26 protein-coding genes are annotated in these 24,264 nt (G+C 64.8%); 19 read left to right on the forward strand and 7 right to left on the reverse strand.

Annotation, left to right across the window (positions count from 1 at the left end):
- Positions 1 to 85 precede the first annotated feature (85 nt).
- Positions 86 to 1,003, reverse strand: a complete 918-nt coding sequence (locus tag LB518_RS19485; RefSeq protein WP_224579480.1) for a hydrogen peroxide-inducible genes activator — start codon at positions 1,001 to 1,003, stop codon at positions 86 to 88.
- 178 nt (positions 1,004 to 1,181) lie between these two features.
- On the opposite strand from LB518_RS19485, the gene LB518_RS19490 reads away from it, so the two are divergent.
- The 8 genes from LB518_RS19490 to LB518_RS19525 all read left to right on the forward strand — a co-directional run bounded on the left by LB518_RS19490 (position 1,182) and on the right by LB518_RS19525 (position 9,706).
- Complete coding sequence (locus tag LB518_RS19490; RefSeq protein WP_224579481.1) at positions 1,182 to 1,733, forward strand: peroxiredoxin; 552 nt, start codon at positions 1,182 to 1,184, stop codon at positions 1,731 to 1,733.
- A gap of 97 nt (positions 1,734 to 1,830) precedes the next feature.
- A complete protein-coding gene (ahpD, locus tag LB518_RS19495; protein ID WP_224579482.1) occupies positions 1,831 to 2,358 on the forward strand; it encodes an alkylhydroperoxidase, AhpD family in 528 nt (175 codons plus the stop codon).
- A 46-nt stretch (positions 2,359 to 2,404) separates the two neighbouring features.
- Positions 2,405 to 3,340: a polyprenyl synthetase family protein gene (locus LB518_RS19500; protein WP_502845852.1), complete on the forward strand. Its 936-nt coding sequence runs from the start codon at positions 2,405 to 2,407 to the stop codon at positions 3,338 to 3,340.
- A 221-nt stretch (positions 3,341 to 3,561) separates the two neighbouring features.
- Positions 3,562 to 5,061, forward strand: coding sequence for a phosphomannomutase/phosphoglucomutase (locus LB518_RS19505; RefSeq protein WP_224579484.1), 1,500 nt, complete (start codon positions 3,562 to 3,564; stop codon positions 5,059 to 5,061).
- A gap of 115 nt (positions 5,062 to 5,176) precedes the next feature.
- Entirely contained in the window at positions 5,177 to 6,187 is a 1,011-nt protein-coding gene (locus tag LB518_RS19510; protein WP_224579485.1) for an aldose epimerase family protein, read from the forward strand.
- A 96-nt stretch (positions 6,188 to 6,283) separates the two neighbouring features.
- Positions 6,284 to 6,796, forward strand: coding sequence for a hypothetical protein (locus LB518_RS19515; protein WP_224579486.1), 513 nt, complete (start codon positions 6,284 to 6,286; stop codon positions 6,794 to 6,796).
- 179 nt (positions 6,797 to 6,975) lie between these two features.
- Positions 6,976 to 8,232, forward strand: coding sequence for a GTP cyclohydrolase II (locus LB518_RS19520; protein WP_224579487.1), 1,257 nt, complete (start codon positions 6,976 to 6,978; stop codon positions 8,230 to 8,232).
- 250 nt (positions 8,233 to 8,482) lie between these two features.
- A complete protein-coding gene (locus LB518_RS19525) occupies positions 8,483 to 9,706 on the forward strand; it encodes a URC4/urg3 family protein (protein ID WP_224579488.1) in 1,224 nt (407 codons plus the stop codon).
- Between the two features lie 9 nt (positions 9,707 to 9,715).
- Here LB518_RS19525 and lspA read toward each other — a convergent pair whose 3' ends face one another.
- From lspA to LB518_RS19540, 3 genes are read right to left on the reverse strand one after another with little or no spacing between them, the layout of a single operon-like run.
- The gene (lspA, locus tag LB518_RS19530; protein ID WP_224579489.1) at positions 9,716 to 10,216 is read right to left on the reverse strand and encodes a signal peptidase II; all 501 of its coding nucleotides are present in this window, start codon (positions 10,214 to 10,216) and stop codon (positions 9,716 to 9,718) included.
- Entirely contained in the window at positions 10,213 to 11,052 is an 840-nt protein-coding gene (locus tag LB518_RS19535; RefSeq protein ID WP_224579490.1) for a TrmH family RNA methyltransferase, read from the reverse strand. Before LB518_RS19535 ends, lspA begins: the two co-directional genes overlap by 4 nt.
- On the reverse strand, positions 11,052 to 12,020 hold the full coding sequence (locus tag LB518_RS19540; RefSeq protein WP_224579491.1) for a class I SAM-dependent methyltransferase: 969 nt from the start codon (positions 12,018 to 12,020) through the stop codon (positions 11,052 to 11,054). Before LB518_RS19540 ends, LB518_RS19535 begins: the two co-directional genes overlap by 1 nt.
- Before the next feature lie 234 nt (positions 12,021 to 12,254).
- Between LB518_RS19540 and LB518_RS19545 the strand changes: the two genes are divergently transcribed.
- From LB518_RS19545 to LB518_RS19560, 4 genes are all read left to right on the forward strand, one after another.
- Positions 12,255 to 12,932 (forward strand): SRPBCC family protein, encoded by a 678-nt coding sequence (locus tag LB518_RS19545; RefSeq protein WP_224579492.1) that lies wholly within the window; start codon positions 12,255 to 12,257, stop codon positions 12,930 to 12,932.
- Between the two features lie 125 nt (positions 12,933 to 13,057).
- Positions 13,058 to 13,309, forward strand: a complete 252-nt coding sequence (locus tag LB518_RS19550) for a (2Fe-2S)-binding protein (protein WP_224579493.1) — start codon at positions 13,058 to 13,060, stop codon at positions 13,307 to 13,309.
- 93 nt (positions 13,310 to 13,402) lie between these two features.
- Complete coding sequence (gene bfr / locus LB518_RS19555; RefSeq protein WP_073058584.1) at positions 13,403 to 13,888, forward strand: bacterioferritin; 486 nt, start codon at positions 13,403 to 13,405, stop codon at positions 13,886 to 13,888.
- 174 nt (positions 13,889 to 14,062) lie between these two features.
- The gene (locus LB518_RS19560; RefSeq protein WP_224579494.1) at positions 14,063 to 15,031 is read left to right on the forward strand and encodes a nucleoside hydrolase; all 969 of its coding nucleotides are present in this window, start codon (positions 14,063 to 14,065) and stop codon (positions 15,029 to 15,031) included.
- Positions 15,032 to 15,036: 5 nt separating this feature from the next.
- On the opposite strand, the gene LB518_RS19565 is transcribed toward LB518_RS19560, so the two are convergent.
- The 3 genes from LB518_RS19565 to LB518_RS19575 form a co-directional block, all read right to left on the reverse strand.
- A complete protein-coding gene (locus tag LB518_RS19565) occupies positions 15,037 to 15,615 on the reverse strand; it encodes a TadE/TadG family type IV pilus assembly protein (protein ID WP_224579495.1) in 579 nt (192 codons plus the stop codon).
- An 11-nt stretch (positions 15,616 to 15,626) separates the two neighbouring features.
- Entirely contained in the window at positions 15,627 to 16,175 is a 549-nt protein-coding gene (locus LB518_RS19570; RefSeq protein ID WP_224579496.1) for a TadE/TadG family type IV pilus assembly protein, read from the reverse strand.
- A 147-nt stretch (positions 16,176 to 16,322) separates the two neighbouring features.
- The gene (locus LB518_RS19575) at positions 16,323 to 16,829 is read right to left on the reverse strand and encodes a pilus assembly protein N-terminal domain-containing protein (protein ID WP_224579497.1); all 507 of its coding nucleotides are present in this window, start codon (positions 16,827 to 16,829) and stop codon (positions 16,323 to 16,325) included.
- A 624-nt stretch (positions 16,830 to 17,453) separates the two neighbouring features.
- Between LB518_RS19575 and LB518_RS19580 the strand changes: the two genes are divergently transcribed.
- From LB518_RS19580 to LB518_RS19610, 7 genes are all read left to right on the forward strand, one after another.
- Positions 17,454 to 17,645, forward strand: coding sequence for a Flp family type IVb pilin (locus tag LB518_RS19580; protein ID WP_224579498.1), 192 nt, complete (start codon positions 17,454 to 17,456; stop codon positions 17,643 to 17,645).
- Positions 17,646 to 17,764: 119 nt separating this feature from the next.
- Positions 17,765 to 18,283: an A24 family peptidase gene (locus LB518_RS19585; protein WP_224579499.1), complete on the forward strand. Its 519-nt coding sequence runs from the start codon at positions 17,765 to 17,767 to the stop codon at positions 18,281 to 18,283.
- 116 nt (positions 18,284 to 18,399) lie between these two features.
- Positions 18,400 to 19,212 (forward strand): Flp pilus assembly protein CpaB, encoded by an 813-nt coding sequence (cpaB, locus tag LB518_RS19590; protein ID WP_224579500.1) that lies wholly within the window; start codon positions 18,400 to 18,402, stop codon positions 19,210 to 19,212.
- Positions 19,213 to 19,247: 35 nt separating this feature from the next.
- Positions 19,248 to 20,750: a type II and III secretion system protein family protein gene (locus LB518_RS19595; protein ID WP_224579501.1), complete on the forward strand. Its 1,503-nt coding sequence runs from the start codon at positions 19,248 to 19,250 to the stop codon at positions 20,748 to 20,750.
- Between the two features lie 15 nt (positions 20,751 to 20,765).
- The gene (locus LB518_RS19600) at positions 20,766 to 21,539 is read left to right on the forward strand and encodes a CpaD family pilus assembly protein (protein WP_224579502.1); all 774 of its coding nucleotides are present in this window, start codon (positions 20,766 to 20,768) and stop codon (positions 21,537 to 21,539) included.
- Positions 21,539 to 22,828: a CpaE/TadZ family protein gene (locus LB518_RS19605; protein ID WP_224579503.1), complete on the forward strand. Its 1,290-nt coding sequence runs from the start codon at positions 21,539 to 21,541 to the stop codon at positions 22,826 to 22,828. Before LB518_RS19600 ends, LB518_RS19605 begins: the two co-directional genes overlap by 1 nt.
- Positions 22,828 to 24,264, forward strand: coding sequence for a TadA family conjugal transfer-associated ATPase (locus tag LB518_RS19610; RefSeq protein WP_224579504.1), 1,437 nt, complete (start codon positions 22,828 to 22,830; stop codon positions 24,262 to 24,264). The genes LB518_RS19605 and LB518_RS19610 overlap by 1 nt, the downstream gene beginning before the upstream one ends.

The raw sequence follows: 24,264 nt of genomic DNA on the forward strand, positions 1-24,264 counted from the left end.
GTCTCGGCATCTGACTCGGCATTCGGCGTCGCCGGAAACGCGGCCGCACGGTCGGAATCGGCAGCGGGATCACCGGCGGGAAACGTCATGCTGCCGTCCGCGCCGGCTCGAGGGCGAAGCCGCCGAGGCAGCGGGCGAGCAGGCGGAAATCGGCCTCGCGGCTGGAGCCCTTGCGCCAGCAGAGAGCAAGGCTTCGCCGCGTCGGTCGCTGGTCGATGGTCATCAGCGCGATATCCGTGCCGGAGAGGATGCCGGCTTCGGTGGCGATGCGCGGCAGGAAGGTGATGCCAAGACCGTTATCGACCATCTGCACCAGTGTCGACAGGCTCGAGGCCTGAATGTCCTCGCTTTCGCGGGCGACAAGCTCGGGTGCAGCGGCGCGGATATGGTCGCTGAGGCAGTGGCCGTCCTCCAGCAGCAGCAGCGTCTCGGCGTCAAGCTCCGAGGCGGACACAGTCCTTCGCCCCGCCAGCTTGTGATCGCCATTCACGGCGAGCAGCAGGCTGTCCTCGGCGACGATGTCGATCATAAGCCCTTCGACCGGCGCCGGCAGCGCGATCAGCACGACGTCGAGCCTGCCACCGCGCAGGTCGTCGAGCATGGGGCGCGTCAGGTCTTCCCGCAGATGCAGCCGGAGATCGGGATAGAGGCGGCGGAGCTGCGGCAGCGCCCGCGGCAGGAAATAGGGGGCGATCGAGGGAATGACGCCGAGACGGATGCGACCGGCGAGCGGGGCATGCGATGCGCGCGCCGCATCGACCATTTCGCGTGCATCGACGAGGAGCGCCTTCATCCTCTCGAGGATCGCCTCGCCAGCGGCCGTCAACGCCACCATGCGATTGGAACGGTCGACAAGGACCACCCCGACCGTCTCCTCCAGCTGACGGATGGCATCCGACAGCGTCGACTGCGTGACATTGGAGGCCGTGGCCGCGCGACTGAAGGAGCCGCTTTCGGCAAGCGCGACGAAATACTGCATCTGGCGGAGGGTCGGGAGTTGCATCGATCCTGCAATAACGGGGACGCCGATGATCAGCAATCGATAAATCCGATCGTGGTGTTCGATTTTAACGGTTTGACCGATGCGGTGCAGCATGGCACCTTCTCGCACATGCAGCAGCGCCTCTCCGGTTTTGCGTGCGCTGCCGAAACGCTTGCCTCAACACCCTCAGGAGTAAGACATGCTCGGCATCGGCGACAAGCTGCCTGAATTCTCGATCACGGGCGTCAAGCCCGGCTTCAACAAGCATGAGGAAAACGGCGAGAGCGCCTTCGAAGCGCTGACGGCTGCCTCGTTCCCCGGCAAGTGGAAGGTCATCTTCTTCTACCCGAAGGACTTCACCTTCGTCTGCCCGACCGAGATCGCCGAGTTTGCGCGTCTCGCCAGCGATTTCGAGGACCGCGACGCGGTCATCCTCGGCGGCTCGACCGACAATGAATTCGTCAAGCTGGCCTGGCGCCGTGACCACAAGGATCTCGACCGGCTGCCGATCTGGTCGTTCGCCGACACCAATGGCTCGCTGGTCGATGGCCTCGGCGTGCGCTCGCCCGACGGCGTTGCCTATCGCGTGACCTTCATCGTCGATCCGGAAGGCACCATCCAGCACGTCTACGCGACCAATCTCAATGTCGGCCGCAACCCGAAGGACACGCTGCGGGTGCTCGACGCGCTGCAGACCGACGAGCTTTGCGCCTGCAACCGCGAAGTCGGCGGCAACACGCTGGCGGCGTGATCGATCCGGCCGGCGCGCGACACTCGCGCGACCGGCCGACCCTCGCGCTCCGGTCCGCCGGAGTGCCTCCTCCTGACGCGAACGCGAAGAGCCCCTCATGTCGATCGACAGCCTGAAGTCACGCATCCCTGATTTCGCCAAGGACGTTCGTCTGAACCTGTCGACGCTCGGCTCCGACGAGACGCTGACGCCACAGCAAAAATACGGCCTCATGGTCGCCTGCGGCATCGCAAGCCGCAATCCCGAGGTGCGCGCTGCGCTCGAAGCCGAAGCCGCGCCGCATCTGACGCCCGCAGCGCTCGCCGCGGCCAAGTCGGCCGCCGCGATCATGGGCATGAACAATGTCTACTACCGCTTCACGCATCTGGTTTCGAACGGCGAATACCGCACGCTTCCGGCCAAGCTGCGCATGAACGTCATCGGCAATCCCGGCGTCGAGAAGGTCGATTTCGAACTCTGGTCGCTGGCGGTTTCCGCGATCAATGGCTGCGGCATGTGCATGGACAGCCATGAGGCCGTGTTGAAGAAGGCCGAGGTGCCGACCGAGATCGTCCATACGGCGGTGCGCTTCGCCGCGATCATCCAGTCCGCGGCGATCGCGCTCGAGGCTGCCGAGGCCGCTTGACGCCTTCGCGGCAAGCTGCCAATCCGGCAGCGCCCGACACGCATCGATGTGCTCCGGGTCCTGGCCCGGAGCTTTTCGTTTGCAAGACTTTGCCGACCGTCTTTCCGAGACCGCCCGCGACATCGAGGCGCTGCTTGCAGACCTCCTCGCGGAGACGACGCAGCCTGGCGAGATCGCGCGGCCGGCGCGGCTTTTGAATGCCATGCGCCATGCGATGCTGGGCGGTGGCAAGCGGCTTCGGCCGGCGCTGACGCTCGAAGTTGCGGCGCTTTTCGGCCGCGCGGATGCCGGCGTGCTGCGCACGGCTGCCGCCATCGAATGCCTGCATGGCTACAGCCTCGTGCATGACGATCTGCCGGCCATGGACGATGATGATCTCCGCCGCGGCCGGCCGACGGTGCACAAGGCCTTCGACGAGGCGACGGCGATCCTCTGCGGCGACGCGCTGCAGACGCTGGCCTTCGATATCCTCGCCGCGCCGGAGACCGACGGCGATGCAGTCATCCGGGCCGAACTCGTGCTTGGCCTCGCCCGCGCCTCGGGCCTTGGCGGCATGGCGGGTGGCCAGATGCGGGATCTCGAAGCCGAGAGCAGCGCGCTTGGCGAGGCGGCGACGCTTGAGATGCAGGCCATGAAGACGGGCGCGCTGATCCGGTTTTCCTGCGAGGCGGGCGCCATCCTCGGCCGCGCCGATGCCGAGGCGCGCCGACGGATCCGCCGCTATGGCGAGATCATCGGGCTCGCCTTCCAGCTTGCCGATGATCTTCTCGACGCCACCGCGACTCCCGAGGCGCTGGGCAAGGCGACGGCCAAGGATCAGGCGCGCGGCAAGGCGACGCTCGTCGCGCTCTACGGCATTCAGGAGACGCGGGCCCGCCTCGCCAATCTCGTCGCCGAGGCGGAGGGGCTGCTGGCACCGTTTGGATCCGCCGCGGAGCCGCTGGCCGAGGCCGCGCGCTTCGTTGCCCTGCGCGAGAGCTGAAGCCTTCCGGCCGGTTCCTTCTTTCATCCGACGGCTCGCGCTGCGTTGTCGGCGGAGCCGGCGCCAGATGGCGCTGACACCATGATGCGGCGTGTGCAACGCGTCTGGACTTGTCTTTGTGGTGACACGCGGTTTCGGCTATGCGCAGGTCAACGGTTGCTTTGCAGCGGCCTTCCGCGCAAATCTCACTCACAGCCATCCACAAGGGGAGTTTCCCAAACGTGTTTCCGAAACCCGTCGCCAAGCTTCTGCGCAATACCTACGAGTTCGAATCGAAGCCGATGGTCAAGCCGACGGGCTTCCGCGAATACGACGCGCGCTGGCTGTTCAACGACGAAATCAACCTGATGGGCGTGCAGGCGCTCGGCATGGGCCTCGGCACGCTGCTCGGCGAGATGGGCATCAAGCGCGAGATCGTGACCGGACACGACTATCGGTCCTATTCGGCGTCGATCAAGCTGGCGCTCGCGACGGGCCTGATGGCAGCTGGCTGCAAGGTGCACGATATTGGCCTCGCCGTGACGCCCATGGCCTATTTCGCGCAGTTCGAGCTCGACGTGCCGGCCGTCGCCATGGTTACGGCCTCGCACAACGAGAATGGCTGGACCGGCGTCAAGATGGGCGCGGCGCGGCCGTTGACCTTCGGTCCGGACGAGATGAGCCGCCTCAAGGAAATCGTCCTTTCGGCCGCCTTCAACCTCTCCAGCGGCGGTTCCTACCAGTTCCACGACAATTTCCCGGCCATCTACATGGCCGACATGACCAATCGGCCGAAACTGTCGCGCCCCATCAAGGTGATTGCCGCCTGCGGAAACGGCACGGCCGGGGCTTTCGCGCCGAAGGTGCTGGAAATGATCGGTGCCGACGTCATCCCGATGGACGCCGAGCTCGACTACACCTTCCCGCGCTACAATCCGAACCCCGAAGACATGAAGATGCTGCACGCGATCCGCGATGCCGTGCTGGAGCATGGCGCCGAGGTCGGTCTCGGCTTCGATGGCGATGGCGATCGTTGCGGCGTCGTCGATGATACCGGCGACGAGATCTTCGCCGACAAGGTTGGCGTGATGCTGGCACGCGATCTCTCGGCGTTGCATCCGGACGCGACCTTCGTCGTCGATGTGAAGTCGACCGGCCTCTTCGCGACCGATCCGGTGCTCAAGGCGAACGGCGTCGTCGCCGATTACTGGAAGACCGGCCACTCCTATATCAAGCGCCGCGTCAACGCGCTGAACGCGCTCGCTGGCTTCGAGAAGTCGGGCCATTATTTCTTCAATAAGCCGGTCGGCCGCGGCTATGACGACGGCCTCGTCTCGGCGCTCGCGATCCTCGATATGCTCGATCGCAACCCCGGCAAGAAGATGTCGGAGCTGAAGAACGCGCTGCCCAAGACCTGGGGCTCGCCGACCATGTCGCCGCATTGCGATGACGAGACGAAATATGGCGTCATCGACAAGGTCGTGAAGCGCTTCGAGGCGATGAAGGCGAAGGGCGAGCCGGTCGCCGGCCAGACCATCGTCGATCTCATCACCGTCAATGGCGTTCGCGTCGTAAACGAGGACGGCACCTGGGGTCTGGTGCGCGCTTCGTCCAACAAGCCGGAAATGGTGGTCGTGGTCGAAAGCCCGGTCTCCGAGGCGCGGATGCGCGAGATGTTCCACGCCATCGACGGTGTTCTGCGCGAGAACCCCGAGGTCGGGGCCTACAATCAGACGATCTGATCGCGGCGGGCGGCCGGGACGACCGGCCGCCTGTCCACAGCCGTCGTTTCCAGCGTGGCGCGGCGCTTCTCCCTCGTCTATCGTCGGATGAAAGCAACTTGGGAGACGCCCTGCCATGCCAGCCACACCCTTCGGCACGATGCCGGATGGAACCCCCGTCGAGGCCGTGACGATCGCGGCCGGTGGGCTCTCGGCCACCGTGATCACCTTTGGGGCGGTGATCCAGGACATCCGCCTCGAAGGCGTCCCACATCCGCTGGTGCTCGGGTTCCCGACGCTCGATAGCTATTTGCGCAATCCCAATTATTTCGGTGCCGTCGCCGGGCGCTATGCCAACCGCATCGCCGGGGGGCATTTCGCGCTGGACGGAACGCTGATCCAGCTTCAGCAGAACGAGGGCGTCAATCATCTGCATGGCGGCGCCGACGGTTTTGGCACGCGGGTCTGGACGCTGCTGCGCTCGGACGCATCGGGCGTGACGCTCGGCCTCGTCGATGAAGCGGGCACCAATGGCTATCCGGGCACGCTGACGGTCGAGCTGACCTATTCGATCGAAGCGCCGGCGACGCTCAAGACCAGCATCCGCGCCACGACCGACGCACCGACCATCGTCAATCTCGCGCAGCACAGCTATTTCAATCTCGCCGGCCATGGCGGCATTCTCGGCCACGAGTTGACCATTCCGGCCGAGACCTATCTGCCGATTGATGCGGGGAAGATCCCGACGGGTGAGCGGCGGCCGGTGGCCGGGACGGATTTCGATTTCCGCGCACCACGGCCGATCGGCCCAGTTGGCGGCGAGATCGTCGATACCTATGACCACAATTTCAACGTGACCGATGCGAAGACCGAGGCGCCGCACCTTCTGGCGCGCCTCGTCTCGGGCGAAAGCGGCGTCGCGCTCGAGGTGCTCTCGACCGAGCCGGGCGTCCAGTTCTATGGCGGGCAGATGATCACGGTCGCGGATGCCGGCATCAATGGCGAGGTTTATCGCGCCAATGCCGGTCTTTGCCTCGAGCCGCAGCTTTTCCCGGATGCGCCCAACCAGCCGGGTTTCCCGAGCGCGGTGTTGCGGCCGGGGGAGGTTTACCGGCAGGAAACTCTGTTCGCCTTCAGTCGAAGCTGAGCCTTGCGACGGAGCGCACAGGCGGGCTAACGGCAACAGGGCACATCGCTGGCGGGGCAGCGGAACGTTGGTTCGGAAGCTGAAAACGAGGGCAAAATGATGGGGCGTAACATTCTTCTCCGCTTGGCCGGCTCGGCACTCGCCGTGCTCGCCGTCGCCAGCTGCGCGAGCACCTCGGTGGTGCCGCTGTCGGCGGACACGATCCAGGTGACGGCGCAGGCCGATCCTGATTGCGGGCCGCGCGGCGCGCAGCAGGCGGCGCTGAAGCGGGCGGCCGTCGAGACGCTGCGGCGCGGCTTCGACAATTTCGTCATTCTCGGCATCCAGCAGGCCAACAATACGCGCGTCGTCGGCTACACGCCGGTGCAGGCGCAGACGACGTCCGATGCTGTCGGCACGGACTGGGGCAACTCGAGCTATGTCACGGGCCGGTCGACCACGACCTATTCCGGCGGCCAGGCGGTCGTTGGCGGCAGCTATGACCAGAACCTGACGGTCCAGATGTTCCGGCAGGGCGATCCGGGCTTCGACCGTGCCATTTCGGCCCGGGCGACGCTCGGCCCCAACTGGCAGAAGGCGGTCGCTTCCAAGGACGACGATTTCTGCTGATCGTTGGTGGATGACCGGTTTCGCGGCTGCACGGCTAATGGCTGCGAAACCACGCCTCCGGGCGTCAAGTAGGGTAGCGCTCCGGCCCGGTAGTGCACAATCTCCTTCCCTTCCTTCGTTGGCGACCCCATTCTCAGGGCTTCTACCAACTGCCGGGTGCTCCCGGCCGGAAGCCTTCCATGAGCAGCAATCGCTCGACCCATATTCGCCTGACGTCCCATCCCGGCGCGCAGGCGCCAGTCCGCTTTCCCATTCACTGGGGCGAGGCGGATCCCAGAAAGCGCGGCCCGGTGATCGGTACGGTGGTTCGTCCGGCCGATCGCAATGTCATCGGCACGCATGGCGGCTCCTATTCGCTCTATCGTGCGCTCGCGGTCTCCTCCGGCGCGCTCAATCCGATCCAGCGGCCGGACCTTCGCAACACGTCGCCCGTGATCGAGATCGGCCCGCATCCCCAATGGTCGGCGCCGGGCAAGATCGTTTCGCTCGATCCGTTCGGCCATCGGGCAGCCCAGATCTTCGCCGACCGGATCGCCGAGGGCGTCGACATCCGTCCGACCATCGCGATCACCAAGGCGCGGCTCACCATGGCCGAGCTGCATGAGGCGATCCGGCTGAAGCGCCTCGCGATCGACGGCGACATCGTGCACGAGAACGGCGACGTCTCGGTGGTGAAGGCCGCGATCGATCCGGTCTGGCACCTGCCGGGCATCGCGGCGCGATTCAATGTTTCCGAGGACCAACTGCGGCGGACGCTGTTCGAGCAGACGGGCGGCATGTATCCCGAACTCGTCACCCGGCCGGACCTCGACGTTTTCCTGCCGCCGATCGGCGGTATCACGATCTATGTGTTCGGCGATCCCGCGGCGCTCAGCGATCCCCGGCGGACGCTGGCTTGCCGCGTCCATGACGAATGCAACGGCTCCGACGTGTTCGGCTCGGATATCTGCACCTGCCGGCCCTATTTGATCCAGGGCATCGAGGAATCGATCAAGGAGGCGCAGAAGGGCGGCGTCGGGCTCGTCGTCTACAATCGCAAGGAGGGCAGGGCGCTCGGCGAGGTGACGAAGTTCCTCGTCTATAATGCCCGCAAGCGGCAAGAGGGCGGCGATCAGGCCGCGACCTATTTCGAGCGCACCGAATGCGTCGCCGGCGTCCAGGACGCCCGCTTCCAGGAGCTGATGCCCGATATCCTGCATTGGCTCGGCATCACGCGCATCGACCGCTTCATCTCGATGTCGGACATGAAATATGACGCCATCACCCGCTCGGGCATCGAGATCGTCGAGCGCGTGCCGATCCCGGAAGACCTGATCCCGCCCGACGCGCGCGTCGAGATGGACGCCAAGAAGGCCGCCGGCTATTTCAGCCCCGCCCCGCCGCCTTCGGCCGAGGATCTGACGAAGACCGTTGGGCGACCGCTGGAGAAATATTGATCCTTCTTTGTACCGGCATCGATCCCTCTGCCGGAGCTTGACCCGGCAATTCGGACTTCCTTTGTTGAGGGCAGCGAATTTGAACGGGCGCGGACTGGATTGACGGACCCCGCGTGGGAATGACAGACGGGGACATGTTCGCTGGCTCGGCTTTCCGCTGTCATGTGGATCGATCATCGAGCCTTGCGCTGTAAGGGCTTCACAGGGCGGCTATCCGGACCGGTCGCCGTCAGTTCAAGGATTATCCGCTTTGGCTACCGCTTCTTCTCTCCTCACAGCCGCTGCCGTTCGCGAGCGCGCGCACCGGATCTATGAACTCGGCATCGAGGGCGAACTCGAACATTTCGATGTCCATCTGGAGAAGCTGCCGGCGACGGCGGATTTCGTCCTTGAGACGATGCGTACGAACTATCCCGAACTCGACATGCCTTTCCATTCGCGCTGGCGCCATTTCGAGGCCGGCGGGATCGCACGCTGGGCGGGGCTCGCGGAGGCTGCGGGGCTGACCGAGGACCCGGTTCGCTTCGGTCGCGCGGCCTATGATCTCGCCATTGTCGGCGTCCTGCTCGACGCCGGCGCCGGTCCGGATTGGCGCTATGTCGAGCCGGCGACGGGCGAGACATTTGTCCGCTCCGAGGGCCTGGGTGTCGCGAGTTTCGCGATGTTCGCTTCGGGGCTTTTCTCAAGCGATCCGGCCGATCCGCTTCGCGCCGATGCGGCGGCGCTTGCCGCCCTGACCGCCGAGGAGCTTGGCGACGGCTTCCAGGCGGGTCCCGACAACCCGATCGTCGGGCTCGAAGGCCGGGTCCAGCTTCTGAATGCGCTGGGCCGCGCTGTTGCCGAGCGAGCGGACATTTTTGGTGAAGATGAGGCGCGGCCGGGCGGATTGTTCGACAAGGTGCTGGAAGGTGCCATCGACGGCAAGGTCGCGGCGCCGGATGTCCTGAAGCTCGTTCTCGATGGCCTCGGCTCGATCTGGCCAAGCCGCATCACGCTGGATGGCGTGTCGCTCGGCGATACCTGGCGGCATGCGAAGCTAGTCACCGACGACGAGACGACGCAACTGATGCCATTCCACAAGCTGTCGCAGTGGATGACCTATTCCCTGCTGGAGCCGTTGATCTGGACCGGTGTCGAGGTGGTCGATGTCGATGGGCTGACCGGGCTGCCGGAATATCGCAATGGCGGCCTCTTCATCGATATGGGCGTGCTGGTGCCACGCGCTGCCGATGCGGCCACGCGGCTTTGGCGTGCTGGCGATGAGTTTATCGTCGAATGGCGGGCGTTGACCGTGGCGCTGCTCGATCATACCGCCGACATGATCCGCGAACGCCTCGGTGTCGACAGCATCGCGCTGCCGCTTGCCAAGGTGCTGGAAGGTGGGACCTGGTCGGCGGGCCGGCGCATCGCGGCGCAGAAGCGCGAAGGCGGTGGCCCGCCGCTCCGCATCGAAAGCGACGGCACGGTGTTCTGAGGCTGCCGCTCAGTCCTTCCGGCTGCCGATCAGATAGTGCCAGCCGAGCAGGATTGGTCCGATCGTCAGCGCGACATCGGCGAGATTGAACACGAAGAGGCCGCGCGCGCCGAGGTGGAGATATAGAAAGTCGACCACATAGCCGAAGCGGATGCGGTCGATCAGATTGCCGATCGCGCCGCCGGCGATGAGCGCGAAGCCGATGGCCACGATGCGGCCGCCCTCGCTGGCCGTCGACCAGAGATAGAGCACGACAAGCGTGATCAGCGCTGTGCCGCCGACGATCAGCAGGCTGTCGAAGCCATGCGCGAAGGAGAAGGCGATGCCGGTGTTGTGGACGCGAAAAAGCGCGAGGATCGGCAGCAATTCGATGAACTGCTGGTAGGCAAGCTTTGCCTCGGCGACGGCCTTTGAAAGCTGGTCGATGATGACGACGGCGATGACGATCGAGAGGCCAAGCCGGGAGAGCGGTCCGGGCGGCCGCGTGGCAGCGGACGAGGCGTCGGTCATGCGAGCTTCAACCTGTCGCGGCGGATCTCGAACAGCATGACGCCGGTCGCGATCGCGAGATTGAGCGAATCCGCGCGGCCAGCCTGCGGGATCTTGACCAGCGTGTCGCAGGCCGCCGCGAAGCGGTCGTCGATGCCGGACTGCTCATTGCCCATCAGCAGCAGAACCGGCTTGTCATAGTCGACGTCGCGGTAGTCATGCTTGCCGGAAAGATGTGTGCCGACGACGATGCCCGGCCAGCGCTTCCGCCATTCGAAGAATTCGGCCACCGACAGGCGGGCGAGCGGCATATGGAAGATCGACCCCATGGTGGCGCGCACGGCTTCGACGCCGAAGGGATCGACGGTATCGCCGATTAGGATCACGCCCTCGGCGCCGACCGCGTCGGAGGTGCGGATGATCGTGCCGAGATTGCCTGGATCCTTGATCCCTTCAAGCGCAACCCAGACGCCGGTTGCGCTTGGGCGGATCGTCGCCGGATTGGTCAGGCGTTGCTCGAACACGCCGACGACCATCTGCGGATTTTCGCGCCGCGTGATCTTGGCGAGCACGGCTTCCGAGACTTCGAGCACATCGCCGCCGCGCGCATGCGCCCTCTGGGCCACGCGCTGCACCACCGGATGGTTCGCGACCTTGGCGCCATAGACGAGGATGCGGATCGGCCAATCCTCCTCGACGGCATCGGCGACCAGCTTCATGCCCTCGGTGACGAAGAGGCCGCTTTCCTTGCGGTATTTCGGCAGCGCGAGCGCTCGGATTTCCTTGATCGTTGGGTTGGTGAGGCTGGTCACCACGCGGATCTGGCCGGGAGTAGGGATCGACGCGTCGTCGGACATCAGGACCCTCTCGACCAGCGCGAGAACAACGAGGTCGACAGCACGCGGCCGCCGCCTTCCTCGCGAAGCAGCAGTTCGCCCGATTCGAGCGTGCCCGGCAATCCTCTGAGCGCCTCGGCCGAAAGCTCGTGCACGGCCATGAATGAGGCGCGGATCGAATAGGCCGAGAGGCAGAGGAAGAGCGCGTCGTCGGCGAGGAGCTGCCGGCAAAGCCGCATCATTTCCGGTAGCTTCTCGAAGATGTCCCAGACCTCGCCATTCGGGCCGCGCCCGAATTTGGGCGGGTCGAGAATAATGCCGTCATAGCGCGAGCCGCGCCGAACCTCGCGCTGCACGAACTTCATCGCGTCGTCGACGATCCAGCGCACCGGCAGGTCGGCGATGCCCGACATCGTCTGGTTCTCGCGCGCCCAGCCGATGGCCTTCTTGGAGGCGTCGACATGGGTGACTTCGGCGCCGGAAAGCGCCGCCACGAAGGATGCGATGCCTGTATAGCCAAAGAGATTCAATACCTTCGGCCGCCGCGTCGCCTGCTTGCAGAGACGGGCGAACCAGGCCCAGTGCATCTCCTGTTCCGGGAAGAAACCGACATGGCGGAAGGCTGTGAAGCGGCCGAGAAAGCGGATCTCATTGTCACCGGTTTCGCGCGGCAGCTTCCAGGCCATCGGCCAGGTTTCACCGATCGGCTTCTTGTAGCGCCAGCGTCCGTCCGAATCCTCGTCCTTGGCGCCGGTGAACACCGCATCGGCGTTATCCCATTCGGCCTCGGAAAGCCGCGGTGTCCACAGTGCCTGCTCTTCCGGCCGGACGATCCGGTAGCGGCCATAGCGCTCGAGCTTGCGGCCGTGGCCGCTGTCGATGAGCGCATAGTCAGGCCAGCCCTCCGTCTCCAGCATCAAGGGCCAGCGCGCGGCGGGACGGCCGTCACTGCGCAATTCGGGCATCTCGGCGGGCGAAGGGTTCTGCATGGCGGGTTCATAGTCCGCGGCCGCGCGAAAGCCAACCTTCTTCCCGATTATGGCCTTCTTCCCGGTTCAACGAGCGTGACCGGCCCGAGCCTCGCGACTTGTCGTTGCCCTATTCGCCGTGCCACCGTAAAGCTCTGCTGACGGCGACCGATGGATCGCCTGCGATGGTTTCGCCGTTATCAAGCTAGAAGCAGTGCCGGCGTATTCAGGCCCTGCAGAGGGAAGGGTGCTCCCATGGAAATGAACGGCGAATACCAGATCCCCGCGCGCCGCGAGGTGGTTTGGGCCGCGCTGAACGATCCTGCGGTTCTCAAGGCCTGCATTCCGGGCTGCGAAGCCCTGACGCGCACCGAAGACGGCCGGATGAACCTGACCGTCAGGACCCGGATCGGTCCCACCGAAGCGGTCTTCGCTGGTACCGTGACCTTCGCCGATGTTCTGGAGCCTGAACGCTGCACGATGCTGGGGGAAGCCGATGGCGGGCCCGCCGGCGCCGTCAAGGGCGCCGCCGATGTCCAGCTCGTCGTTGCGGGCGAGGGGACGATCCTGTCCTATGCCCTCAAGGCACAGGTTGGCTCCCAGTTGGCACAGCTCGGATCCCGGCTTATCGATACGTCCGCCAAAACTATGGCCAACGCCTTTTTCGCGGCCTTCGCCGCGCGCCTTGGAGGAGAACTCACTGTGATCGCGCCGCCGCTCGCCACCCCCGGCCCCGACGAAGCCGCAGAAGACGAACTTGTCGACCGCATCGAGCACCGCGTCGACGACGAGGCGGAAAACGTCTCCGAGATCGCGGAGGAGGTCGAGCAGGAGCTCGAAGTCGCGGCAGGACGCGGCGTTCTCGGCGGACCTTATGTCTGGGGCCTCATCGCTCTGCTCGTGGTCATCGTGGCGCTCGCCATCATGCGCTGAGCCGGTGCGACGCCCTTGGGATGTTGGGGCGCTGATCATCCGGTGGTGGCCGAACGGTGCCGGAAGCCCTATGTTGACCGGCAGTTTCCACTTTGCCGCTCAGCGCAGCGCCTGAAGAACCGTTCATGATCGTCTGTTCCTGCAACTTCCTCTCCAAGGCCGACATTCTCGCGGCGGCGGAAATGCTCCAGCGCGAGCAGCCCGGCCGGCCGCTGACTCCGGCGCGGATCTATCGCGTGCTCCAGGTCCGCGCACAGTGCACCGTGTGCTTCGCGCTGGTCCGCCGGCTCGTGATGGAGTCGGGCCTTGCCGTTACCTGCCCCGAGCCGCTTGGTTCCGGATCAGAGGACGAGCGCGATCCTGCGCTGTTCGCGTAGCGGCCTGCGCCGCCCGCCTGCCAGATTGACCATTTGACCCCTGGCGCCGCGCGCCCTAGCTTCGTCTGGAATCATTCCAGAAGGAGAGCCGACATGAAGGGTGACGCGCGGGTCATCGAGCATCTTAACCGGGCGCTGCGGCTGGAGCTGACGGCGGTCAACCAGTACTGGCTCCATTACCGGTTGCTCGAGGACAAGGGTTTCATCAAGCTCGCCAAGAAGGAGCGCGCGGAATCCATCGAGGAAATGCACCATGCCGACCGGCTGGTGGCCCGCATCATCTTCCTCGAGGGCTTCCCGAACATGCAGGTGCTCGATCCGCTCGAGATCGGGCAGACGATCGAGGAGATCCTCGAGGCGGACCTGCGCGGCGAATACACGGCCCGCAACTACTACAAGGAAGCGCGCGACGGCTGCCACGAGGCGGGCGACTATGTCTCGATGAAGCTGTTCGAGGAGCTGATGATGGACGAGGAGGGGCATATCGACTTCCTCGAGACCCAGCTCGACCTCCTGCGCGAGATCGGCAAGGAACGCTACGCCCTGCTCAATGCGGCTCCAGCCGACGACGCCGAATAGGCTTCCCGACAGGATCGCGACAACATCGAACGGCCGCCTTCGCGCGGCCGTTTTCTGTGGCACCCTGCCTGTTCTTTGGGGTGGCCGCACACCATCCGATTGCTTGACGTGGCGCCGAGCCGCCGCCTAGTTTCGGCCGCCTGTCTCTCCTCATCCCGCAAGGATTCCGGTCTCATGCCCAAGAAACTCATTCTCGACGTCGACACCGGAACCGACGATGCCGTCGCGATCATGCTCGCGGCGCTGCATCCCGAAATTGACCTCGTCGGCGTCACGACCGTGAACGGCAATGTCGAGGTCCAGTATTGCACGGACAATTCGCTGCGCGTTCTCGACCATATCGGCCGCTCCGACATCCGCGTCTACCAGGGCGCCGATCGCCCTCTGGTGCGGACGGGCCATCCGATCGCCAAGCGTTATGAGGATGGCGGCGAGAAATACCATGTCGAGCAGCTGCCGATCCCGGATGCGACGTCACGGAAGGCCGAGAAGACGGCCGTCGAGTTCCTGATCGAGACCTACCGCGCAGCGACGGATCCGATCGTGCTGATGCCGGTTGGGCCGCTCACCAATATCGCAGCGGCGCTGGCCGCCGATCCGGGCTTCGTCAAGCGCGTGCCGGAATTGATCATCATGGGCGGCGGCTATGCCTTCGGCAATGTCACCGCGACCGCCGAATTCAACATCTGGGGTGATGCCGAGGCGGCGGCGCGTGTGATGAATTCGGGTTTCGAGAAGATCACGCTGGTGCCGCTCGACGCGACGCATCAGGCGCTGATGACGATTGCCGATTGCGATCGTCTCGCCGCGCTCGGCACGCCGGCTGCGACCGCCACGGCGGAGATCGTTCGTTTCCGCATCGATGTACACGACAAGTACCAGAAGATGGGCGAGGATGGCGGCGCGGCGCCGGTGCATGACGCTGTCTGCGTCGCCTATCTCGTCGATCGCGATATCCTCGCGACGCGTCCCTATTTTGTCGAGGTCGAGACGGCGAGCCCGCTGACGGTCGGCACGACGATCGTCGATACGCAGCGCCGCACGGGCTTTCCGGCGAATGTCGACCTCGCGCTCACAGCCGATCCGCGCCGCTTCGTCGACATGCTGGCCGAGACCTTCGCAAAGCCGCATGGCGGCCGCTGACGGCCTTAGCAGGTCGGCCCGGTGATCGTCTTGCCGAGCCGGGGCTGCTGCAGGATGCTGTCGCTCATGTTGAAGGTGCCGGTCAGCACATAGCCGATCTTCGGCGTGAAGGCATAGCTCGCATTGACCATCACCAGGAAGCCGTTGGCGACGGCCAGGTTGGCCGGCACGGCTGCCGCGCTGCCCTTGGCCGGGCAGGCGGCGCCGTTATACCCCCGTGCCCAGGCGACGGTAGGCTTCTTTTTCGCATCCATGGTGACGCCGATGACGGTCGCCTTCATCAGCGACGTCTCATAGGGCTCGAGGATCGATTGGCCGGCATTGAAGATGTCGGCGACGTTCGTCGCAGTGAGATTTTGGCTCGATTGCGCGACGAGGTCGGCCATGGCCGCCGTAGCGTGGTTGAGCTTGCGCTTGATGCTGACGGCGTCGTTGACCTCCACGCCGCCAACATAGAGCGTCAGCATCATTGGCAGGATCAGCGCGAATTCGAGCGCCGCGAGCCCGGATGTCGATCTGAGGAAGCGCGACCGGACGGGGCCCGTCATGGCTGCGGTGAAGCGGCTGAAAAGGGCGATCTGCATCGGTCCTGTGCTCACCAGTTGAAAGGTTCGTTGCGGAAGGCGACGACGGCGTTGAGCAGCTTCGTCTTGCCGTTCGATCCGGTGCCGAGGGTCGCCAGCCGGTTGAGCACGATCGGCCAGTCGTAATAGACGCGCACGACGACGATGTCGGAACCATGGCCAGGGCTGTAGGCGAAATTGCTGTCGTCGAGCGATCCGTCCGCCTTCACCGGCGTGGCGAGAGCCATGGCGCCGAAGCTGGCGGCTGTGCGCACATCGACCTTGATCTTCGCGCAGTCGAACAAGCCGTTCGCCTCGGAGCAGACGCTGTCCCGAAAGGTGCTGATGCTGAAATTCTTCTGCTGCGCCTGGCCGGTGCGGATCAGGCGGGCGGCGCTATTGGTCGCCGTGTCGAGCGCGCTGTCGGCGAACATCATGATGCCGGTTTCCAGCATGCCCGCGACGAGGCCGAAGAACGGCAGCGCGATCAATGCGAACTCGACCGCAGCCGTGCCACGGGTGTTGCCCCAAAAACGGCGGCGCAAGCGGTCTGGCTGTGCCCCAGCGGTCAGAGCGGCCATGAACAGAAGCTCCCCAGCGAGCGCGCGCCATGCGCGCCCTTTGCCTCGCCTTGAGCTACCAGCGAGGCGTTGAGGAATGTTTGTCCGCTTTGTCGAAAATTCGGCCCGCTACGGCAAGGTGCTGTTAACCCTCCCCGTGCGGGTGGATCAGTTCGGCTGGCCGGTGGCCCCCTGCACGATCGCATTGCGGCCGGCGAGTTGTGACTGTGCGTCGGCGAAGGCGCCATTGGTATCGCCGAGCGTCAGCACCGGCTGGCAATCCGGCGCACAGGAGAAGCTGCGACGGTCGGCGCCGGAATAGACGGTGACCATCTGATCGTCGGAGGCGGAAACGGTCAGCAACTCGTCGGCGATCGGCTCTCCGGCCTCGTCGAGCACAATGAGATTGGTCGTACCGAAGCTGCGGCCGGTGATGATCAGGGTCTGCCGATCCTGGATGGTCGCATCGGCGATGGCCGGATTGCCGACCACGACCGTCGCGGCAGGGCGCGAGACGCGCATGACCTTGGCGCGGTCCATCTTGATCGCCAGCGCGTCGCTGGCATGCGCGATCCCGCTCGCCGCAGCCAACGCCAGCGGGACACAGAGCACAAGCGCCGCGCAACGTGCGCGCGCCGTGAGGCGGCGCGGATGGGCGGCGGTGCACCGGTTCATCAGCATGGCTCGGGAAGTCCTCGTGTCGCGGCGCGGCGCGGCAGGCGCCCAGTCCTCGTCGGAAGCATGGCCGAGGATGGTGAATGAAGCCTTAAGCGACAGGCTCGACCGTGTGGCCGGCATCGAGAAAAAGGCGAGCGGCAGCGCCTTACACGCGCATACGCGCATGCGTTCATGACCGCCTGCAGGTGGACCAAACGGCGATGTTGCCGCGGCTGCCGGCGCCGTGGCTGGCCATGCCCACGCGTTAACGGGGAATTCCACCCTCCCGGCCGGCGCCGTGCCCCGAAACGGCGAACACGGTGCGTGCATTGGCGTCGCTCAGGCTGCCTCCGGGAAAGCGACTTCCGGGCATCCTGAATGCCGGGTTAAGGGGCATGATTAACAAGTCGACAACAAAAGAACAGCGATTTGAAAAAGCGATAAATTACAATTGTCTCCAGTTTCGCCGGGGAATTCTGGTTAATTTTCAGTAGAAAGATACGGGATTTACTCCAATTTGATTTAACTAAGGCTCAGGAGGTGCCTGTTAAGTTGATCCTCGTTGAGGGCCACGAACGAACACGCAGTGAGCCTCAGAAATTCAAGTTCAAATCGTCATCATCCAAGTATCGGGGAAATACCATGAAGTCTCTCTTCGTCCGTTTCGTGAAGAACGAGTCCGGCGCCACCGCCATCGAATACGGCCTGATCGCCGCGCTGATGGGCGTTGCCATCATCGCTGCCGTGGCAGCGCTGAGCCCCAAGCTCCTCACCGCTTTCACTGACATCGGCACGGGCCTGACCAACAATACTGCCAAGATGGCCGGCGGCTGACGCGGCGCTTCTTCAACACCAGGTCATCACGGCCGCGACAGGACCGTGATCCATTGCATCCCGCCATCGCGCGCCTTCAGGCCAGCGCGATGGCGAGATACCATAACGGACGGCACATCATGAGCGCGTTTCTCGAAACCTGCCTTTACTTCGCGTTTCCTGTAGCCGTGGTCGCTGCGGCGTTTTCAGATCTCGTCACAATGACGATCCCAAACCGGCTTTCAGCCGCTCTCGCACTCATATTTCCGTTCGCCGCTCTGGCTGTCGGCATGCCCCTTGCGGTGTTTGGAATGCACATTGTCGCCGGTCTTCTCGTGCTCGGCGTTGGCATCATCATGTTTTCGCGCGGCTGGATTGGCGGCGGCGACGCCAAGCTTGCGGCGGCCATCGCGCTCTGGCTGGGATTTGACCAGCTTCTCGTTTTCTTCGTCTATGCGAGCCTTTTCGGCGGCATGCTGACGCTTGGAATTCTGGCCTTCCGCTCGCGCATGGTTCCCGCCTTTGCGCTGCGCCAGGAATGGCTGATGCGGCTGCACGACAGGGATGCCGGAGTGCCCTACGGCATCGCGATCGCTGCCGGTGCCATGATGATCTATGCCGAGACGCCGTTCATGGCGCTTTCGGGAAGCTTGATCTGAAGTCTCGGTAAGACTTTGTTAAGCAATAATTCTCACCTCTCGTTAACCATAGATATACCACTTTCGGGCGAGATTGCGCCATCAACTGAACTACTCCCCTCAAAGGAAATCTCACCATGAAGACGGCGCGTGTCGCAGTGATTGGCGTTGCCGTAGTGGCAGGCCTGGCGGCCGCTCTTCTGGCGAGGCAACTGCTCAACCGGCCCACTCCCGTCGCCACCGCTGCTGCGGCTCCAGTCATCGCCTCGGCCGATGTGCTGGTCGCGAGCCGGGATCTGCCGATGGGCACCGCTCTCGATGCATCCGCGTTCAGGTGGCAGAACTGGCCAAAGGACGGGGTGTCCGCCGGCTACGTCACGCGCGACGTCAAGCCGGGCGCCGATACCGAGCTGACCGGCTCGATCGCGCGCACGAGCTTCGTGGCAGGCGAACCGATCAACGAGGCGAAGCTGATCCGTTCCGACCGCGGCTTCATGTCGGCGATCCTGCCGGCCGGGCAAAGGGCCGTCGCCACCGCAATTTCGGCCGATACATCGGCGGGCGGCTTCATCCTGCCGAACGATCGTGTCGACGTCATCATGACGCGAAAGCTCGACAACGGCGGCGGCGCGCAGGACCGCTTTACCACCGAGACGGTCCTTTCCAACGTCCGCGTGCTGGCGATCGACCAGACGATTGGCGAGAAGGACGGCGAGAAGGTCGTGGTCGGCCAGACAGCGACCCTCGAACTCTCGTCCGAGCAGGCGCAGATCCTGACGGTGGCGCAGCAGATGAGCCAGAACCAGAAGCTGACGCTGGCCTTGCGCAGTCTCGCCGACGCGACGGCGACCGCCGATCCTGACGCGGTGCATCTTATCCAGAATGGCGGTGGGCGCGGGGCCGTGCGCATCGTTCGCAACGGCGTCACCCAGCAGGTGGAAACCCGATGATTTCGAAGCCTGTCGCGACGTTCGTGGGGAAGCCGATGATGATCACTCTCGGCCGCGCATCGGCGTTTGGCCGCTTCGCGATGGCTGCGACCATTGCGGCGAGCCTCGCCTGCATGCCGGCCATGGCGCAGGCCGCAGGCAGCGATTCCACCGTGTCGCTGCCGATGGGCGCCTCGCAGACCCTCTCGCTCGGCTATCACAAGTCGAAGATCATCGACCTGCCGAAATCGGCCCGTGACGTGATCGTCTCGGATCCGCGCATCGCAACGGCCGTGCTGCGCGACTCGCGCCGCATCTTCCTGACCGGCGTCACCGTCGGCCAGGCCGACCTCTTTGTGCTCGACCAGGGCGGACAGCAGATCCTCCATCTTTCGCTGCTCGTCGAGCGCGACACGGGGGCTCTGCAGACGATGCTCAACCGCTTGATCCCGGACTCCAGGATCCATGTCGAGCTGATGAACGACAACATCGTGTTGACCGGCACGGTGAAGAACGCCAGCGACGCCAACAAGGCGCAGCAGCTGGCCGACATGTTCGGCAATGGCAGCCAGAACACCGGCACAAGCGTCAGCGAGTCGAGCGCGAACAGCGGTGGCAGTGGTGGTGGCATAGCCAGTTCGTCGGATGGCGATGCCCGCAAGAGCAATGTGCTCAATCTCCTCACCATCGAAGGCGAGGACCAGGTCCAGCTCAAGGTGACCGTCGCCGAGATCGATCGCAATGTCGCCAAGCAGCTCGGCGTCAACATCACCGCGGTTGGCGGGCAGATCGCGGCGCTCGCGACCAACAATCCCTTTGCGATCGCCGGCCCGCTGTTCTCACCCGTCAACCGGGCAGTCGTCGCCTCGGCCGGCGGCGGTTCGGGGGTCACGGCCGAGCTTCAGGCCATGGAGCAGAACGGCACGGTGCGTATTCTGGCCGAGCCAACGCTGACCGCCATTTCCGGCGAACCGGCGACGTTCCTCGCCGGTGGCGAGTTCCCGGTTCCGACCGGCTATGACGCGACCAACAATCAGCTCACCGTCTCCTACAAGTCCTACGGCATTTCGCTCGGCTTCACGCCGATCGTGCTTTCAGAGGGCCGGATCAGCCTCAAGGTGAAGACCGAGGCGTCCGACATCTCCAATGAGGGGGCGGTGTCGATGGGGCAGTACAAGATTCCGAGCCTCAAGGTGCGGCGCGCGGAGAGCACGATCGAATTGCCGTCAGGTGGCTCGCTGGTGCTCGGCGGGCTGTTGCAGGACAACATCCAGCAGGCCCTCACCGGCTTTCCCGTTCTGATGGACGTGCCGATCCTCGGCTCGCTGTTCAAGAGCCGCGACTTCAAGCGCAACCAGACCGAACTAGTGATCATCGTCACGCCCTATATGGCGAAGCCGGTCGCGCGCACCGCGCTGGCCCGCCCCGACGATGGCTTCGAGACACCGAGCGATGCATCGGTGACGTTCCTCGGACGGCTCAACCGGATCTACGGCACGGTCGGCCATCCGGTGCCGCGCGGAAATTATGCCGGCAATTACGGCTTCATCTACGATTGATCGGGCGGGGACATCATGATTTCGCTGCATCGGCTTAGTTTCGGCAGGTTCCTGCCGGCCGCCGCCGCGCCGCGCTCGAAGCGCGTGCTGGTGCCGCTCGCGGCCCTGGTTCTCGTCTCGGCGCTCGCGGGCTGTGCCAACACCACCTATGACGTGACCGGCGCGGTTCTTGGGCCGGACGACTATCGCTATCGTCATCCGATCCTGATCGACCAGCAGCTGGCGACGCTCGACGTGCCTGTCGGGATCGAGGTGCCGAAGCTTGCGCCGCGCATGGTGGGCAATATCACCGGCTTCGCGCAGAAATACCGTGCCTCCGGCGCGGGCACGATGGCGATCATCGTTCCGAGCAACAGCCCTGATACAAGCAGGGCGCAGAGCATCGCGCGCCAGACCGCCGACGCGCTTGTCGCTGCCGGGGTTCCGCGCCGTCAGATCGATGTCCGCACCTATCCGGCCGGTGCCGAGGAAGTCGGGGCGCCTGTTCGTCTCGCCTTCGCGCGGATCGGCGCCCATGTCGATGGTTGCGGCCAATGGCCGATGGAAGACCAGAAGATGTGGATGAAGACCGAGAACCGCAGCTATTACAATTTCGGATGCGCGACGCAGCAGAACCTCGCGGCGACAACGGCCAATCCGCTCGACCTGCTCTATCCCCGCGGCATGACCCCGGCCGACGCGACGCGCCGCATGGCGGTCCTCGGCAACTATCAGCAGGGCACGAATCCGTCTGCAACGTATGCCGGGCTCGACAATATCAACACGATCTCGGGCCTCGGAGGAAACTGATGCTCAGCCTGGCGCTCGACAACGCGGCTGCCGAACCGGCGCTGCAGGCGGAGGCGACCTCGCTCGTCGATGTCAGGCCGATCCCGCGGATTTCGATCCAGGTCTTCTGCGAGTCGGCCGATCTCGCTGCGATCATGGAACTTGCGGCGGCCGACCGGCGCATGGCACGGGCGCATGTCAAGGTGCAGATGGGTGGGCTCGCGGCAGCAGGCGAATTCTATCGCCAGGCGCCGACGCCAAACCTCATCATGGTCGAGTCGCGCCAGACCGGCGATCGGCTGATCGCCGAACTCGATCATCTCGCCGAAGTCTGCGACAGCGGCACCAAGGTGGTGGTGATCGGCCATGCCAATGATGTCGAGCTTTATCGCCGCCTGATCCGGCGCGGCGTCAGCGAATATCTCGTCGTCCCGCTCGATATGGGACGGGCCATCAAGACGGTCGCCGACCTTTATCTCGACAGCGCCAAGGCGCCGCTCGGCCGCTCGATCGCCTTTATCGGCGCCAAGGGCGGTGCGGGCTCGTCGATGATCGCGCACAATGTCGGCTGGGCGATCGCCAAGGCGTTCCAGAGCAATGTCGTGATCGCGGATCTCGACGTCGCCTTTGGGACGGCCGGTCTCGACTTCAACCAGGATCCCGCCCAGGGCATCGCCGATGCGCTGGGCGCGCCGGAACGGCTGGATGACACGTTCCTCGAACGGCTGCTCGCGCGCTGCTCGGATCACCTCAGCCTTCTCGCGTCGCCGGCGACGCTCGACCGCACCTGCGATTTTGACGAAACCGTCTTCGAAGGGATCGTCGAGGTGGCGCAGGCGGGTGTGCCGGCGCTGGTGCTGGATGTTCCGCATGTCTGGACGGCCTGGGCGCGGCGAACGCTGATCTCAGCTGACGAGATCGTGCTGACCGTCGAACCGGACCTTGCCAATCTTCGCAACGCCAAGAACCTCATGGACCTCCTGCGGCAGTTGCGTCGCAGCGATGCGCCGCCGCGGCTCGTGATCAACAAGCAGGGCGTGCCGAAACGGCCGGAGATCAAGGTGGCCGATTTTGCCGCCGCGCTCGCCATCGAGCCGATCGCGGTCATCCCGTTCGAGCCGCAACTCTTCGGCACCGCCGCCAATAACGGCCAGATGATTGCCGAGACCGATCCGAAGAGCGGCGCGGCTGCCGCCTTCGAGCAGATCGCGCAGCTCGTCACCGGACGTGCCGAGGCGAGACACAAGAAAGCCGGCGCGCTCGCGCCGCTTCTCGCCAAGCTGCGCGGCAAGAAGAGCGGAGCCGCGTGATGTTCGGCAAGCGCGGTGGCACGACAGACAAGGCGGTCGCGCGGCCGCTCGGCGTCGTCGCCAGCGGGCCCGCCGCGCCGCCCGAACGCGTGGCCCAGATCGTTGCGCCGTCGATCATCGACGAGCGCGGCGGACGATCGGACGACTTCTACGCCACCAAGGCGACCATCTTCGCCGCGCTGATCGAATCGATCGATCTCGGCCAGCTCGCGAAGCTCGATCTCGATTCGGCCCGCGAGGAAATCCGCGACATCGTCGGCGACATCGTGTCGCTGAAATCGATGGTGATGTCGATCTCCGAGCAGGAGGACCTGCTCGAGGACATCTGCAACGATGTGCTCGGCTATGGACCGCTCGAACCGCTGCTGGCGCGCGACGACATCGCCGACATCATGGTCAATGGCGCCGGTCGCACCTATATCGAGGTGCAGGGCCGCGTCCAGCTGACGCCGATCCGCTTCCGCGACAACACCCAGTTGATGAACATCTGCCAGCGGATCGTCAGCCAGGTCGGCCGCCGCGTCGATGAATCGAGCCCGATCTGCGATGCGCGCCTGCCCGACGGCAGCCGCGTCAACGTCATCGCGCCGCCGCTCGCGATCGACGGCCCGACGCTGACCATCCGCAAGTTCAAGAAGGACAAGCTGACGCTGCCGCAACTCGTGCGCTATGGCACGATCACGCCGGAGGGTGCCACGATCCTCGAGGTGATCGGTCGTTCGCGCTGTAATGTGCTGATCTCGGGCGGCACGGGCTCAGGCAAGACCACGCTGCTCAACTGCCTGACGGCCTCGATCGAACAGACCGAACGCGTCATCACCTGCGAGGATGCGGCGGAGCTGCAATTGCAGCAGCCCCATGTCGTGCGGCTGGAGACGCGGCCGCCCAATCTGGAAGGCGAGGGCGAGGTCACCATGCGCGACCTCGTCAGGAACTGCCTGCGCATGCGGCCCGAGCGGATCATTGTCGGCGAGGTGCGCGGGCCCGAGGCGTTCGATCTGCTGCAGGCGATGAACACCGGCCATGACGGCTCGATGGGCACGCTGCATGCCAACAGCCCGCGCGAGGCGTTGTCGCGCATCGAATCCATGATCACGATGGGCGGCTTCAGCCTGCCGTCCAAGACGCTGAAGGAGATGATCGTCAACTCGATCGACGTCATCATCCAGGTCATGCGCCTGCGCGATGGTTCGCGCCGCATCACCCATGTCACCGAGGTGCTCGGCCTCGAAGGCGACGTCATCACGACGCAGGACATCTTCCTCTACGACATCCTCGGCGAAGACCAGAACGGCCGCATCATCGGCCGCCATCGCTCGACCGGCATCGGTCGCCCGAAATTCTGGGAGCGCGCCCGCTACTTCAACGAAGAGAACCGCCTTGCGGCCGCGCTCGATGCGGCCGACGCGGGCGAGGATGCCGTCGGAGCGGCCTGA

This window comes from Mesorhizobium sp. BR1-1-16 (assembly GCF_020165495.1).
Classification (GTDB): domain Bacteria; phylum Pseudomonadota; class Alphaproteobacteria; order Rhizobiales; family Kaistiaceae; genus Kaistia.

Coding starts and splice junctions, on each gene's coding strand:
- LB518_RS19485 (WP_224579480.1), bottom strand. CDS start 1,003: ATGCAACTCCCGACCCTCCGCCAGATGCAGTATTTCGTCGCGCTTGCC.
- LB518_RS19490 (WP_224579481.1), top strand. CDS start 1,182: ATGCTCGGCATCGGCGACAAGCTGCCTGAATTCTCGATCACGGGCGTC.
- ahpD (WP_224579482.1), top strand. CDS start 1,831: ATGTCGATCGACAGCCTGAAGTCACGCATCCCTGATTTCGCCAAGGAC.
- LB518_RS19500 (WP_502845852.1), top strand. CDS start 2,405: ATGTGCTCCGGGTCCTGGCCCGGAGCTTTTCGTTTGCAAGACTTTGCC.
- LB518_RS19510 (WP_224579485.1), top strand. CDS start 5,177: ATGCCAGCCACACCCTTCGGCACGATGCCGGATGGAACCCCCGTCGAG.
- LB518_RS19515 (WP_224579486.1), top strand. CDS start 6,284: ATGATGGGGCGTAACATTCTTCTCCGCTTGGCCGGCTCGGCACTCGCC.
- LB518_RS19520 (WP_224579487.1), top strand. CDS start 6,976: ATGAGCAGCAATCGCTCGACCCATATTCGCCTGACGTCCCATCCCGGC.
- lspA (WP_224579489.1), bottom strand. CDS start 10,216: ATGACCGACGCCTCGTCCGCTGCCACGCGGCCGCCCGGACCGCTCTCC.
- LB518_RS19535 (WP_224579490.1), bottom strand. CDS start 11,052: ATGTCCGACGACGCGTCGATCCCTACTCCCGGCCAGATCCGCGTGGTG.
- LB518_RS19540 (WP_224579491.1), bottom strand. CDS start 12,020: ATGCAGAACCCTTCGCCCGCCGAGATGCCCGAATTGCGCAGTGACGGC.
- LB518_RS19545 (WP_224579492.1), top strand. CDS start 12,255: ATGGAAATGAACGGCGAATACCAGATCCCCGCGCGCCGCGAGGTGGTT.
- LB518_RS19550 (WP_224579493.1), top strand. CDS start 13,058: ATGATCGTCTGTTCCTGCAACTTCCTCTCCAAGGCCGACATTCTCGCG.
- bfr (WP_073058584.1), top strand. CDS start 13,403: ATGAAGGGTGACGCGCGGGTCATCGAGCATCTTAACCGGGCGCTGCGG.
- LB518_RS19560 (WP_224579494.1), top strand. CDS start 14,063: ATGCCCAAGAAACTCATTCTCGACGTCGACACCGGAACCGACGATGCC.
- LB518_RS19565 (WP_224579495.1), bottom strand. CDS start 15,615: ATGCAGATCGCCCTTTTCAGCCGCTTCACCGCAGCCATGACGGGCCCC.
- LB518_RS19570 (WP_224579496.1), bottom strand. CDS start 16,175: ATGGCCGCTCTGACCGCTGGGGCACAGCCAGACCGCTTGCGCCGCCGT.
- LB518_RS19575 (WP_224579497.1), bottom strand. CDS start 16,829: ATGAACCGGTGCACCGCCGCCCATCCGCGCCGCCTCACGGCGCGCGCA.
- LB518_RS19580 (WP_224579498.1), top strand. CDS start 17,454: ATGAAGTCTCTCTTCGTCCGTTTCGTGAAGAACGAGTCCGGCGCCACC.
- LB518_RS19585 (WP_224579499.1), top strand. CDS start 17,765: ATGAGCGCGTTTCTCGAAACCTGCCTTTACTTCGCGTTTCCTGTAGCC.
- cpaB (WP_224579500.1), top strand. CDS start 18,400: ATGAAGACGGCGCGTGTCGCAGTGATTGGCGTTGCCGTAGTGGCAGGC.
- LB518_RS19595 (WP_224579501.1), top strand. CDS start 19,248: ATGATGATCACTCTCGGCCGCGCATCGGCGTTTGGCCGCTTCGCGATG.
- LB518_RS19600 (WP_224579502.1), top strand. CDS start 20,766: ATGATTTCGCTGCATCGGCTTAGTTTCGGCAGGTTCCTGCCGGCCGCC.
- LB518_RS19605 (WP_224579503.1), top strand. CDS start 21,539: ATGCTCAGCCTGGCGCTCGACAACGCGGCTGCCGAACCGGCGCTGCAG.
- LB518_RS19610 (WP_224579504.1), top strand. CDS start 22,828: ATGTTCGGCAAGCGCGGTGGCACGACAGACAAGGCGGTCGCGCGGCCG.